This window comes from Mycobacterium sp. NGS68, from assembly GCF_059812195.1.
In genome coordinates, this window is record NZ_JCALCE010000016.1 from 100,656 (window position 1) to 113,335 (window position 12,680).

Annotated in this window: 12 protein-coding genes and 1 pseudogene; 3 read left to right on the forward strand and 10 right to left on the reverse strand. The window is 65.3% G+C overall.

Annotated elements, in window-relative coordinates:
- Positions 1-72: 72 nt before the first annotated feature.
- Positions 73-1,509, forward strand: a complete 1,437-nt coding sequence (glnA, locus tag AC5Y5V_RS18580; protein ID WP_499938234.1) for a type I glutamate--ammonia ligase — start codon at positions 73-75, stop codon at positions 1,507-1,509.
- Here the strand turns inward: glnA and AC5Y5V_RS18585 are convergent.
- The 4 genes from AC5Y5V_RS18585 to AC5Y5V_RS18600 form a co-directional block, all read right to left on the reverse strand.
- Positions 1,506-3,290, reverse strand: a complete 1,785-nt coding sequence (locus AC5Y5V_RS18585) for an NAD-binding protein (RefSeq protein WP_499938237.1) — start codon at positions 3,288-3,290, stop codon at positions 1,506-1,508. The two genes, glnA and AC5Y5V_RS18585, sit on opposite strands and share 4 nt — an antisense overlap.
- Positions 3,291-3,445: 155 nt before the next feature.
- Entirely contained in the window at positions 3,446-3,982 is a 537-nt protein-coding gene (locus AC5Y5V_RS18590) for a hypothetical protein (protein ID WP_499938239.1), read from the reverse strand.
- Between the two features lie 43 nt (positions 3,983-4,025).
- A complete protein-coding gene (locus AC5Y5V_RS18595) occupies positions 4,026-4,511 on the reverse strand; it encodes a pyridoxamine 5'-phosphate oxidase family protein (protein WP_499938241.1) in 486 nt (161 codons plus the stop codon).
- Positions 4,511-5,752, reverse strand: a complete 1,242-nt coding sequence (locus AC5Y5V_RS18600; protein WP_499938245.1) for a fatty acid desaturase family protein — start codon at positions 5,750-5,752, stop codon at positions 4,511-4,513. Before AC5Y5V_RS18600 ends, AC5Y5V_RS18595 begins: the two co-directional genes overlap by 1 nt.
- Positions 5,753-5,943: 191 nt before the next feature.
- On the opposite strand from AC5Y5V_RS18600, the gene AC5Y5V_RS18605 reads away from it, so the two are divergent.
- Positions 5,944-6,255 (forward strand): hypothetical protein, encoded by a 312-nt coding sequence (locus AC5Y5V_RS18605; protein WP_499938248.1) that lies wholly within the window; start codon positions 5,944-5,946, stop codon positions 6,253-6,255.
- A 12-nt stretch (positions 6,256-6,267) separates the two neighbouring features.
- Here AC5Y5V_RS18605 and AC5Y5V_RS18610 read toward each other — a convergent pair whose 3' ends face one another.
- The 6 genes and pseudogenes from AC5Y5V_RS18610 to AC5Y5V_RS18635 form a co-directional block, all read right to left on the reverse strand.
- Positions 6,268-6,555 carry a hypothetical protein gene (locus AC5Y5V_RS18610; RefSeq protein WP_499938250.1) on the reverse strand — a complete coding sequence of 96 codons (288 nt, stop codon included), beginning with the start codon at positions 6,553-6,555 and terminating at the stop codon, positions 6,268-6,270.
- A gap of 55 nt (positions 6,556-6,610) precedes the next feature.
- The gene (gene trhA, locus AC5Y5V_RS18615; RefSeq protein ID WP_499938252.1) at positions 6,611-7,369 is read right to left on the reverse strand and encodes a PAQR family membrane homeostasis protein TrhA; all 759 of its coding nucleotides are present in this window, start codon (positions 7,367-7,369) and stop codon (positions 6,611-6,613) included.
- Positions 7,342-7,914, reverse strand: coding sequence for a hypothetical protein (locus tag AC5Y5V_RS18620; RefSeq protein WP_499938361.1), 573 nt, complete (start codon positions 7,912-7,914; stop codon positions 7,342-7,344). The genes trhA and AC5Y5V_RS18620 overlap by 28 nt, the downstream gene beginning before the upstream one ends.
- Before the next feature lie 12 nt (positions 7,915-7,926).
- A pseudogene (locus AC5Y5V_RS18625) lies at positions 7,927-8,034 on the reverse strand (SWIM zinc finger family protein); the annotation flags it as partial.
- 187 nt (positions 8,035-8,221) lie between these two features.
- Complete coding sequence (locus AC5Y5V_RS18630; RefSeq protein ID WP_499938254.1) at positions 8,222-9,886, reverse strand: PE domain-containing protein; 1,665 nt, start codon at positions 9,884-9,886, stop codon at positions 8,222-8,224.
- Positions 9,887-9,918: 32 nt separating this feature from the next.
- Positions 9,919-11,904, reverse strand: a complete 1,986-nt coding sequence (locus tag AC5Y5V_RS18635) for a glycoside hydrolase family 64 protein (protein ID WP_499938256.1) — start codon at positions 11,902-11,904, stop codon at positions 9,919-9,921.
- A gap of 206 nt (positions 11,905-12,110) precedes the next feature.
- Between AC5Y5V_RS18635 and AC5Y5V_RS18640 the strand changes: the two genes are divergently transcribed.
- Entirely contained in the window at positions 12,111-12,677 is a 567-nt protein-coding gene (locus tag AC5Y5V_RS18640; RefSeq protein ID WP_499938258.1) for a dihydrofolate reductase family protein, read from the forward strand.
- The last annotated feature ends 3 nt before the right edge of the window (positions 12,678-12,680 follow it).

The window sequence follows — 12,680 nt, forward strand, 5'->3', positions numbered from 1 at the left end:
CGCCTCCGACATGCGCACACCCGCATGTCGTGCATCAATTGGAGTGCGCCGTACCGCCCAGACAGGAGCACGATGTCCGAAAAGACACCCGACGATATCTTCAAACTCGCCCGTGACGAGAACGTCGAATACATCGATGTGCGCTTCTGTGACCTGCCAGGCACCATGCAGCACTTCACAATTCCGATTTACGCCTTCGACGAGAACGTATTCGAGGAGGGCCTGGCCTTCGACGGCTCGTCGATCCGCGGGTTCCAGTCGATCCACGAATCGGACATGACGCTGCTCCCTGATCCCGAAACCGCGACGATAGATCCGTTCCGGGCCGCGAAAACGCTGAACGTCAACTTCCACGTGCATGACCCGTTCACCCTGGAGCCCTATTCGCGGGACCCGCGCAATGTTGCCCGCAAGGCCGAGAACTACCTGATCAGCTCCGGTATCGCCGACACCGCCTACTTCGGCCCGGAGGCCGAGTTCTACATCTTCGACTCGGTCAGCTTCGACTCGAGCATCAACGAGTCCTTCTACAAGGTCGACGCCACATCGGGGTGGTGGAACACCGGCAAAGAGACCGAGTCCGACGGCAGCCCCAACCTAGGCCACAAGGTCCGCCCCAAGGGCGGCTACTTCCCGGTGGCCCCCACCGACCACTACGTCGACCTGCGCGACGAGATGCTCACGCACCTGACCAACGCCGGCTTCGCCCTGGAGAAGGGTCACCATGAGGTGGGCAGCGGCGGCCAGGCCGAAATCAACTACAAGTTCAACACGCTGTTGCACGCCGCCGACGACCATCAGATGTACAAGTACATCATCAAGCAAACCGCCAGGCAGGCCGGCAAAAGCGCGACGTTCATGCCCAAGCCGCTCTACGGCGACAACGGTTCCGGCATGCACTGCCACCAGTCGCTGTGGCAGGACGGCAACCCGTTGATGTACGACGAGACGGGCTACGCCGGTCTGTCGGACACCGCCCGCCACTACATCGGCGGCCTGCTCTACCACGCGCCGTCGCTGCTCGCGTTCACCAACCCGACGGTGAACTCCTACAAGCGGCTGGTCCCGGGCTACGAGGCCCCGATCAACCTCGTCTACAGCCAACGGAATCGGAGCGCATGCGTCCGCATTCCCATCACCGGCACCAACCCGAAGGCCAAGCGGCTCGAATTCCGTTGCCCCGACTCGTCGGGCAACCCGTACCTGTCATTCGCGGCCATGCTGATGGCCGGATTGGATGGCATCAAGAACACCATCGAGCCGCCTCCCCCGATCGACAAAGATCTCTACGAGCTACCTGCGGACGAGGCCGCGGACATCCCGCAGGCGCCGACCCAGCTGGCCGACGTGATCGACCGGCTCGAGGCCGACCACGAATACCTGACCGCGGGAGGCGTTTTCACGCCCGACCTGATCGCGACCTGGATCAACCTCAAACGCGACTACGAGATCGCCCCGCTCAACCTGCGGCCCACTCCGGGCGAATTCGCGCTCTACTACGACGTCTAAACCTCCGCGTCCTGCATCCACGCCCACCGCGGCGGTCGCGCCTGGGACCTGCGCGTCGAACGGGCCGCCGCGAGCTCCGACGCGAGTTCGCCATTGACGCCGGTCGCCGGCGGTGGCTGGCCTTTGCGCAGCGTCGCGATCAGTTCGCGGTACGGGCCGATGAGGTAGACGGTGTCGCCGGCTCTGAGGCGATCGTCGCGGCGGGGGCGCAGCCTGATGGGCCCTTCGGGTCGGGTGATCGCGATGACCCGCGTCTGAGTGGACATTTCCACCATCAGCAGCCCGTCGAGCTCGCTGTCCGGCGCCACCAGCATTCCGCCGACCATGAAGGAACGCTGCCCGACCCAGAACGTACCCAGCACCTGCAGGCCCATCGCGGCGCCGATGAACCAGGGCGCCGCCAGGTCGACGATTGACCGCACATTTTCGAAGCCGAACCGCTGGTTCACCGCGGTGCCCAGCGCGCGGCCCTGGACGCGCATCACGATCGGCACCTTGGTGTCGGATCCGAGGATCTCCAGCAGCACGATTCCGGTTTCGATGTTCTCCATGTCGTCCTGCGTCACCACCGCCACGCCGCGCGCGCGGTCGACGCGCGCCGATTCCAGCGTCTGACGCATCGTCGAATCCCCGAAGATCACCGGCACGTCGAGCTCGGCCACGGTGGACAGGAAACGGTTATTGTCGTCGCGCTCGATGACGAGCACCTCGTATCCGGCGGCGGTCAGGTCGGTCACGACGCGGATGCCGATCGAACCCAGTCCCACTACGACGACGTGGCCGCGCATGTGGCGCGCGCGCCGGAGTCCGGCCGTGTGGACGAACCGACGGGACAGCAGCAGGTCCGCGAGGACCGCGAACAGCACGGCGGTGATCACGACGCCGCCGAACATCAGCCCGATGGCGAACATCCGCAGGAAAACGGACTGCTGCGCGAAGCTGAAATCACCGAAGCCGACGGTGGTGATCGTCTCGGAGGTGAAGTACAGGGCGTCCAGCCACGACATCCGCGGGTTCCGATAGGCGAAACGCACGATCGCTGCCGAGCCGAGCGTCAGGAAGAGCAAGATCGCCAACGAGGGCAACAGCATCGGGTTCACGTCGTCGCGCATGGCTCGTGCGGCGTCGATCGTGCGTCGCAGCCGGGAGTCGCGCGAGCGTGCAGCGGTTCGGGGCGGCAAGCTGATCCCGCGTGCTTCCACTTCCTCTTTGACGCCGATCATCGAGGTCCAGTCGCCGGCGTAGACCTGCAGATCACGTCCCGGACATGGCACCACCTCTCCGGGCGTCGGCGAGTTCTTGCCGTGGACCACCGCGACCGGCGCCAGGTCGGCATAGAGCTGGCGCAGCGTCCCGTCGTGTGGCGCCTCGGATCCCCATACGACGAATTCGATACCGGCCGTTTCGAACTGGTGGGCGTTGCGCGACAGGGCGGCCTCGACCAGGGACGGCGTCGCCAGGTCGGCGACGTCCAGGATTGCGCCCGGGCCGTTGACGTCGGCCACCGCACCGCGCAGTACGTCGTTGGCCAGACGCGCTACCACGCGGACGCTCGGGCTGTATTGGCGTGCCAGCAAGGCGATTTCGAGATTTACCGCATCGTTGGGACCGGCGCAGACCACGGCACGCGCGCGGTGCACTCCGGCGCCGAGCAGATCGGCCGCGGTGTTGATCTTTATGATCCGGGCGCCCGCGCCGCGCAGCTCCTCGGCGATCGTCTTTGACAGCGCGTCGTCACCGCTGACGATGATTTCGCGGTGGAATTGAAAAATCTCACCCATTTTCGCGGCGCAGTCGAGGGTTGGCAGCGTGCGGCATAAATATGAACTATCGGCCACAATGCCGAAACGTGCCACCGGAGGACTGCACCCTCTGGGGCGCAACAGGATTGACCCGCCGTCGTCACTCGGACGAAATGGTTATGGCGTATCGGGGGTCAGAGCCAGCCGGTGCGGGCGGCGGCGACGGGCTCGGCGGGGGCGGGGGCCAATTCCCCATCGCGCACGCCCTCGAGCAGACGTTGCACGGCGGCGAGGATCTCCGGGGCTGCCGCGGCGAGTCCGGTCCTGTCGGCGTCGGTAAAGAGGTCGCTGTCGACACCGGCCCGAGCCAGCACCGTGGCCGGGTCGGCCAGCTGATCGGCAAGCCAGGACAGCGGGTCGGCCGACAGCTCGGCGACGAAGTGTCGGGGCCCGGGTTCCCAGCCGTCGAAGCGCGGATGGTGATGGGCTCGGTCCAGCGTCCCGGCCGGGCTCTTGGTCGACCCGAACAGATCCACCCGCCACACCGGCCGGGCAAAGGTGATCGGGACGCCGGCGTAGATCGACCCTTGCGGCGCAGCGCGGTCGACGAGGCGCAGCTCCAATCTGACGCCCCGTTCGGGGGTTTCCTGGCCGGCCAGCGGGGTGGGATCGACGAAGTACATGTCCCCGACGACCACGCCCATGTTCTCGAATCCGAACGCTGCGAGCATCGCGTACCCTCCCTCTTCCTCTTTTGCAGGGTAGACCGATTGACTAGCCCTCGTTGGCGAGGTCTGCGAGGAAGCCCGGCAACCGGCCGGCGCCAAAGTCATAGAACCGCGCCCACACCGGCTCGATCGCGATGCGGACCATTTGCCGGTACGTCGATCGCACGTTGCGTTCGAACTCGGCAAGTTGGGATTCGTCCATCGACCTCCGCGCCGACGCGAGGTACTCGTCGGTGATCCCGTCGACGGTTTCCAGTGTGGCCAGACCACGTATTAACAGCGCCTTCGCCTCTTCTGGCGTGGAGCCGGTGTCGATCGTCAATGCGACTTGCGGACGGGACGAAAGCGCGCGGGCCTTCGGCGAGGTCGGCGCCGTGGAGACCACGATACGTTCGCCGGTCCAATGGAACCCGACGGGGATTGCCCGCGGAAAGCCGTCGTACCCGTTGTAGGCGAGCCGGGCCATCGAACCGGAGAGCAGCTCGACCGCGCCGGGGTGACCGAGCTCGTCGGACAGTTCCTGCGCGTTCATCACGCTGCCCGACGCCGTTGCCGCACCGCCGCTATCGCGGCCTTGAGTCCGCGGCGGCGCCCCGTCGCAGGATCGGACTTGGCGAAGCCGGCCCCCAGTTCGTCGAACATCCGCTCGCTGCGGGTTTCCGGGGCGTCGTCTGCGGTGTCGCGTAAAAACTTGTCCGGCAACGAGAGTTTCGCGATCGTGCGCCACACCTTGCCGTACTGGATCAGGAATGATCCTGTGGTGTAAGGCAAGTCGTATTTGTCGCACAGGGCCCGCACCCGTATCGACACCTCGTGCAGCCGGTTACTCGGCAGGTCCGGATACAGATGGTGCTCAATCTGGTGGCATAGGTTGCCGCTCATGAACCGTAGCGCTCGCCCGGCGTCGAAGTTGGCGCTACCCAACATCTGCCGAAGGTACCACTCGCCCTTGGATTCTCCGCTCATGTCGGTCTCGGTGAATTTCTCTGCGCCGTCGGGGAAATGGCCGCAGAAGATCACCGCGTTGGCCCAGATGTTGCGGATCACGTTGGCCACGATGTTGGCCTTCAGCGTCGATGTATAGGTCGCCGCAGGCGACAACGAGGTAAGCGCCGGGTGGCCAACATAATCCTTGAACAGCTGACCTCCGATCTTGGCCAGGAACTCACGCGTTTGTTGGAGGGTGAAGTCGCGTTCGGGGCCTGCCTTGAACAGCTTTTCCAAATCGATCGTCTGTAAACCGATCCCCCACTCGAAGGCCAGCGCGAGCACGGCATTGAACAACAGGTTGCCGACGTTATAGGGCTGCCACGACTGATCCCGGGTCACCCGCAGGATGAAGTACCCGATGTCGTCATCCATGCCGAGGATGTTGGTGTACTTGTGATGCTGATGATTGTGCGCCGAAACCCAGTGCCTCGACACCGCATTCATGTCCCACTCCCAGGTGGTGGAGTGAATCTCGGGATCATTCATCCAATTCCACTGGCCGTGCATGACGTTGTGGCCGAGTTCCATGTTCTCGATGATCTTGGCCAGAGCGAGGGTCACCGTTCCGGTCCACCACGCCCAGCGTTTCGAACTGCCGGCCAGCAGGACCCGGCCCACTACATCGAGGCCGCGCTGCGCGGCGATGCTGCGGCGGATGTAGCGGGCGTCGCGCTCGCCGAGCGAGTCCTCGATGTCCAGCCGGATCGCGTCCAGCTCAACTGCCAGATTGTCGATATCGGCGGCAGTCAAGTGTGCAAAAGCCGGAACATCAGAGATCGCCATAGATTCCTCCCCCTCAGCGGACGTGCGGTCCGCTCCCTTCGATCGTCCAACGGCGCCGGTATCTCAGCGGTTCCTGCTGAGACGAGGACTTACGTGATTCTCATGTCCGCAGGTAAGGCTGCCTGTTGGCCCTTGCGAATCGGACTCGATTCGGGCCAGGCTATGACAGCACGCAGAGAAAGGTCCGCCCGATGATCAAACATGTTCTCGGAGTTTCCGTCGTGTCCTTGGCGGCCGCGGGGCTTACCGTGGCCGCGGCGCCGACGGCCATGGCGGACACCTTCTGCGGCAAGTCCAGCCGCGGGGCCTCGGTCTACGCCGGCAATTCCGACACCTCGTGCGGATTCGCCATGAGCACTGCCGAGGCCTATCACGCCCACGGTGTCGGCTCGCAACCGTTCGAGGTGCGCAGCCCGGTTACCGGACAGACGTACACGATGACCTGTACGTCCGCGGGCTCGGTGTGCCAGGGCGGCAACAACGCCCTTGTCTACTTGCGGTAGGCAGGCTCCCGTCTAAATCGCATCGAGGCACTCTTTCACCCGCGCCAGTGCCTCGTCGAAGATCTCCACCTTCTCGCCGCGCTTCTCGTTGGCCGGCTGCGCGGCGCCGCGGCCACCTTCGGTCTGCACCCGAGCCGCACCCTGGCGTCGCAGCAAGCTGAAGTTCTTCTCGCGTGCCTGCCTAAGTCGGTTTTGCAGTTCCTTCAGCGACTTCTCGTCCATGCGCGCCAGCGCCTCGGGGTGGCTCTCGCCGATCAACGAATTTTCCTGTGGGGTCAGATTCACGTGGTGGGTGCTCACCGTAGATTCATAGCCTGCGCCGGGCACGTGTGCACATCGAATCACGGGACCGATGTCACACATGCACCGGCGACAGCACGACGACCCAGGTCGCGATGTAGTGGCAGGCAGCCGCGGCGACGGTGAATGCGTGAAAGAACTCGTGATAGCCGAAGGTCTGCGGCCACGGGTTGGGCCAACCGAAGCCGTAAAGTACGGCGCCCACGTTGTACAGCACGCCTCCGGTTACGAGCAACACGACGGCTACCAAACCGGCGCCATCGAGAAGGGTTCTGGCGAACCAAATCGCCACCCAGCCGAGCAGCAGGTACATGGGCACGCCCACCACCCGCGGCGCCGACGGCCACAGCATCTTCAGGGCCACTCCGACGGCCGCACCCACACACACGATCGTCAGCACCAACATCCCGGTGTGCCGCGGCATCGCCAGCAACGCGAAAGGCGTGTAGCTGCCGGCTATGAAGATGAAAATCATCGAATGGTCGACGCGCTGCATCCATTTGTGGGCGCTGCGGGAGCGCCAGCGCACGCGGTGGTAGGCGGCACTGACGCTGAACATGGCGATGATCGTCGCGGCGTAGATCAGGGTCGCCCAACGGGCGATCGGGGACGCCTCGATAGCTGCGGCCGACACCAGCGCCGCACCGGCCACCACGGCGGCGACCGCCGAAAACGCGTGAATCCAACCGCGTGCGCGCGGCTTGTCGAGCATGTCGGCCACGGTGTCAGCGACGACCTGAGGCAGGTCGTCGTCCACCCCCGTGGCTGGCTGGATCGGCGTGTCGTTCAGGAAGCCCCCCCGTCGCCTGAACATGCGGTCGCAATTTCACACGGTGTCCCGCCGCGCGGGACAATCGTGTATGCCCACATCTCCACGTTCACAACCCGCCGGGCCGAAACCGCCGCGGGTCCGCCCCGACCCCGCGGACTTGGAGAGGTACGAAGACGAGGAACAGGCGCGCGCGGCATCGGACGAGCGCCGACTCCACGACGAGCGACCGCCGCATCACGGATAGTGCGTGAAGCCCTCAGAGCCTCTTCGCTTGCAGTGCCTTCATCACCGCGGGCACGGTCGTCGAACGCGCCGACGAAATCCGAGAGCGGCAGCGTCGGCCATCCCGGCGAGGTGGCACGGATATTTTCCAGGGCGTTTCGCACGTAGTCTTCGAACTCGGCTTTCGCGGTCCTGTCGTCACCGGATGCGGCCGTGGCGCGAATCTCCAGCATGCGGCGCAGTTCGCCGTCGCTCTGGGCGAGAGTCAGGACGAGTTCACCAAGCTCATTGACGTCCATCGCTTGCAAGGTCGCTTCCAGCGCTGGCGTGACCTGAGAGCCGTCGACGGCGCCGCTGTCGATCACCGCGAGTCCGACCGCGACCAGGTGCTTGCAGACGTTTCCGTCGGCGGCGTGCGGGCAGGTGCAGGAACCATCGGGTTGGCCTGGACCGACGCGTGGGCTTTCGCGGCTGTCACCCGCCAACCCGCGGACGTACCGGACATAGTCTTCGCCTCGGGCGTAGTCCGCTCACCGGCCACGCTGAGCAGCGCCCTCTCCGACAACGACATACCGCCATGGTGCCCGATCGACACTGCGACAGTCCTAAGGTGGGCGGCATGAACGAGCGCCACATGGCTCGCGTGCCGTACGCCCACACCCGATCTGTCGATCAGTCCTTCGTGGACACCGAGACGTAGTCGACGAGCATCGGCTGCCCGGAAATCGTTGCGCCAGTTGGGCCGCCGCCGAACGCGGCTGGGAAGCCGCCGCCCATCGCCACGTCCAGGATGACGAAGTACCCGTGGTGGGTGGCGGCGTCCCACATGGCCTCTGGGACTTGGTTTTCGTTGACCGTGTAGTAGTTGTTGCCGTCGAGGTAGTACCGCAACTGCTCGACGCTCGTACTGCGGTCCAGTTCGACGGCGTAGGTGTGAAAAGTGGTTCCGGCGTTGGTCACCGGACGTTCGCCCGAGCCGATTCCGGTGGGTTCGTTGAACGGCCCGCCGGGGTAGGTACCGCCGTGTACGGTGCCGAACACCGAACTACGGCCGTTGATGGACTCCATGATGTCGAGCTCGCCGATGCCCGGCCAGTTCGAGGCGCCGGTACCACGCGCCGCGTCACCGAGGGCCCAGAACGCCGGCCAATAGCCCTTCCCGTTGGTGGTGTTGACGTTGGGCTGCTCAATCGACGCCTCGATACGCAGCACCCCGCCGGGCGGGGCCTCAAAGTCCGTGCGCTGCGTCTCGATTCGGCCCGACGTCCAGTTGCCGGCGGCGTCCTTGATGGGCTTGATCGCAAGGTGACCGTTGCCGTCGAGGTAGACGTTGTTGGTGCTGTTGGTCATCGTCTCGATCTCGCCGGTGCCCCAGTTGCTGGCTCCGCCGGGATAACCGTGGCCCAGATCGTAGATCCAGTTGGCGCTGTTGACCGGGGAGCCGGCGGCGCCGGTGAAGTCGTCGCGGAAGATTTCGTGCCAGCCGCCGCCACCGGTGCCACCGGAACCGCCGGCGCCGGTGGCTCCTACGGCCCCGCCGGTGCCCGCGTGACCCGCAATGCCCAACAATCCGGGCGCACCGCCCGCACCCGCAATTCCGCCGACGCCGCCCTTGCCGCCGGGACCCACCACGCCTGCAGCGTTGGCTGAACCCCCGGTTCCACCGGTGCCCCCGGTCCCGCCGTCACCGCCGGCCCCGCCATTGCCGTACAACAACCCGCCATGCCCACCGACGCCGCCCGCGCCACCACTGCCCCCGGTATCACCGATCTGACCCACAGCCCCGGTCGAACCGGTGACCCCCGTTCCGCCCTTCCCACCAGCCCCGCCATTGCCAATCAACCCCGCCGAACCACCCGCACCGCCGGCCTTCCCGGCCGCCCCGGAACCACCGTCACCGCCGTTACCCCACAAGATTCCGCCCGCACCACCGGCCTGACCGGTTCCCGCCGCCCCATCGGCACCGTCGCCGATCAGCGGACGCCCCAACAACGCGAGGGTGGGCGCATTGATCGCACCCAACACCTCGCGCCCCAGGGTCTGCACCAGCGAAGAGTTGAGACCCTCCGCGGCCGCATACGCGCCCGCCCCCGCGCCAAGGGCCTGCACGAATTGCTGGTGAAACGACGCCGCCCCAGCACTGACTGCCTGAAAGGCCCGCCCGTAGTCGCCCCACAACGCCGCTACCGCCGCCGACACCTCATCCCCACCAGCGGCCAACAACTGCGTCGTCGGAACCGCCACCGCCACATTCGCGGCCCTCAACGCCGACCCAACCCCCGCCAAATCCGTTGCTGCCGACGACAACAACTCCGGACCCACTAGCAAGTTCACCATCTAATTGCTCCTCTGATGTCGACCGAAAGTCGTCAATCGCCGATGTCGAATGTCAGCTGTGTGGGCGGGCGAGAATTGCCCAGGATCAGCACGGAACTTTGGCTGTTCACGTCGTCATAGGGGAAGCCGTAGGCTTTGTTGTCAATGCTGTTCTCGTGGAAGAACTCTGCGTAGTTGTTGTACCGTCCCCCCTCCGGGTAGTAGGCGGAAGCGTTGTCCCATTGATCCGGCGAAGTTGCCACACCTCGGTTGAATGCCGCATCGAGCTCGGCGAGGAAAGCCCCCTGTTGGCCCGTGCCGACGTAGGGGCCGTTGGCCGCAAAGGTTTGCGCCGTCGTGGGTTTCGTCATCGTGTACGTCGTGGTACTGCCCCCGTCGGTGGTCACGCTGTACACGAACTGGTTGCTCGCGTTGACCTGGCCGTGCACCGTGTAGCCGGCGCCGTCGTAGTAGAACGGCTTGGTTTGATAGGTCGTCCAGAAGTCGTTGATCGGTGGATCGAGCCAGGTGGTCAGGCCTGCGGGCTGGACGGTCCGCGGAGACAAGATCCGCACCGGGTCGCCGTTGGCATCGCTGACGATAAGTGACTGGAACGCTTGGGGCTCCGTCGCCCTGAACTGCTGGAACACTTGATCCCGCGACATGGTCATGCCGGTGGTGGCCGAATAGCCGCTGGAGTTCTGTGTCACCGTAGCCGAGAACGGAAGCCCGAACTGGTCTACCTGTGTTGTGTTGCCGCCGAAGGGAATTGCGCCGTTCTTGAAGGTCAACTCGTACCAGTCGTAGACCGTGGTGTAATTCGGATCGGTCGGATTCGCCGGGTTGGGGCCCGCCCAGCCCTTATCGTCGGGGCTGATTCCGATGTAGAGGGGCTGCTTCTCCGATATATACATCCGCGCCCCTTGGAGTTCGGGCGGCATACGGAAGTTGCCCGCCTCGTCGAGGGTGAAGGACATATCGGCGTAGTTCTTTCCGTTGTGCGTGAGGTGGTCTGGGGCGTTGGCTGCGTTGTGGTCGATCGGGTGCGCGACGCCGTTCTGGTCGATCCAAGCCCAGTGGCCCGGTGAGGTCTGGCCGATAACGGTCACGTAGACCTGGTTGTCAGGCAAGCCGGTGTGGTTGATGAAGACGTCGGGGAACGTTCCGGCGGGGCCGCTGTCACCGGGAGTGCCGATGGGGCCGCTGTAACCGTGAGCGCCGGTGGCACCGGTGCCCCCGTCCGAGCCCGCGTGACCAGGGCTGCCCAATAATCCGGGCGCGCCGCCCGCACCCGCAATTCCGCCGACGCCGCCCTTGCCGCCGGGACCCACCACGCCTGCAGCGTTGGCTGAGCCCCCGGTTCCACCGGTGCCCCCGGTCCCGCCGTCACCGCCGGCCCCGCCATTGCCGTACAACAACCCGCCATGCCCACCGACGCCGCCCGCGCCACCACTGCCCCCGGTATCACCGATCTGACCCACAGCCCCGGTCGAACCGGTGACCCCCGTTCCGCCCTTCCCACCAGCCCCGCCATTGCCAATCAACCCCGCCGAACCACCCGCACCGCCGGCCTTCCCGGCCGCCCCGGAACCACCGTCACCGCCGTTACCCCACAAGATTCCGCCCGCACCACCGGCCTGACCGGTTCCCGCCGCCCCATCGGCACCGTCGCCGATCAGCGGACGCCCCAACAACGCGAGGGTGGGCGCATTGATCGCACCCAACACGTCCTGTTCAAAAGTCCGCAACAACGAACCGTTGAACGCGTCCGCGCCTACATACGCGCTCGCGCCCGCGCTAAGGGCCTGCACGAACTGTTGGTGAAACGACGCCGCCCCAGCACTGACTGCCTGAAAGGCCCGCGCGTAGTCGCCCCACAACGCCGCTACCGCCGCCGACACCTCATCCCCACCAGCGGCCAACAACTGCGTCGTCGGAACCGCCACCGCCAGGTTCGCGGCCCTCAACGCCGACCCAACCCCTGCCAAATCCGTTGCTGCCGAAGATAATCCCTCCGGACCCACCACCACGTAGGACAACGCTGACCTTCCGCCGATCGACCATGGGAACAAATAATCAATCGTTTGATAGTAAACTTATTGGACAGATTTGCAACGATTTGGTCACGATTTTCTGTACGTGTTGCCCCACCGGGACTGGCCACTCCGGGCGCGCGGAGCTCTCCAAGCGCGCACCGTCGCGTGCCGTAGCGATGAGTTTCGCCCTCCAGTGCAGTCTGGTCTGCATGGGCAAACTCATCTATGGCTTCAACGTGTCGGTAGACGGGTACATCGCCGACACACAAGGCAACATCGACTGGGGCGAGCCGAGCGAAGAGCTGCATCAGTACTGGAACGACTTCGAGCGGGAGACCGCCTTGGCGTTCTACGGTCGGCGGCTCTACGAACTGATATCCGCGTACTGGCCGACCGCCGACGAGGCCCCAGACGCGACACCCCTCATCGTCGACTTCGCCCGCATCTGGCGCGATATGCCCAAGGTCGTGTTCTCGCGCACCCTGGAGTCCGTCGGCTGGAATTCCCAACTGGAACGCGGCGACCCGGTCGAGGTGGTGACGAAGCTGAAAGCCGAAACCGACGGCACCCTGGAGGTGGCCGGGGCGACGTTGGCCGCGCCGATCGTGCAGGCCGGACTGGTGGACGAATACCGGCTCGTGATTGCGCCCACCGCCGTCGGAGGTGGCACCCCGTTCTTCCCGACACTGCCGTCATGGATTTCGCTGCGACTGTTGGAAACCCGCACCTTTCCGTGCGGCGCGGTCCTGCTGCGATACGCGGCGAAACACGATTGATCG

Excerpts from the sequence above, each read along its gene's own strand:
- AC5Y5V_RS18585 (WP_499938237.1), bottom strand. The coding sequence starts at position 3,290 with ATGGGTGAGATTTTTCAATTCCACCGCGAAATCATCGTCAGCGGTGAC.
- AC5Y5V_RS18590 (WP_499938239.1), bottom strand. The coding sequence starts at position 3,982 with ATGCTCGCAGCGTTCGGATTCGAGAACATGGGCGTGGTCGTCGGGGAC.
- AC5Y5V_RS18640 (WP_499938258.1), top strand. The coding sequence starts at position 12,111 with ATGGGCAAACTCATCTATGGCTTCAACGTGTCGGTAGACGGGTACATC.
- AC5Y5V_RS18605 (WP_499938248.1), top strand. The coding sequence starts at position 5,944 with ATGATCAAACATGTTCTCGGAGTTTCCGTCGTGTCCTTGGCGGCCGCG.
- AC5Y5V_RS18600 (WP_499938245.1), bottom strand. The coding sequence starts at position 5,752 with ATGGCGATCTCTGATGTTCCGGCTTTTGCACACTTGACTGCCGCCGAT.
- trhA (WP_499938252.1), bottom strand. The coding sequence starts at position 7,369 with ATGTTCAGGCGACGGGGGGGCTTCCTGAACGACACGCCGATCCAGCCA.
- AC5Y5V_RS18630 (WP_499938254.1), bottom strand. The coding sequence starts at position 9,886 with ATGGTGAACTTGCTAGTGGGTCCGGAGTTGTTGTCGTCGGCAGCAACG.
- glnA (WP_499938234.1), top strand. The coding sequence starts at position 73 with ATGTCCGAAAAGACACCCGACGATATCTTCAAACTCGCCCGTGACGAG.
- AC5Y5V_RS18595 (WP_499938241.1), bottom strand. The coding sequence starts at position 4,511 with ATGAACGCGCAGGAACTGTCCGACGAGCTCGGTCACCCCGGCGCGGTC.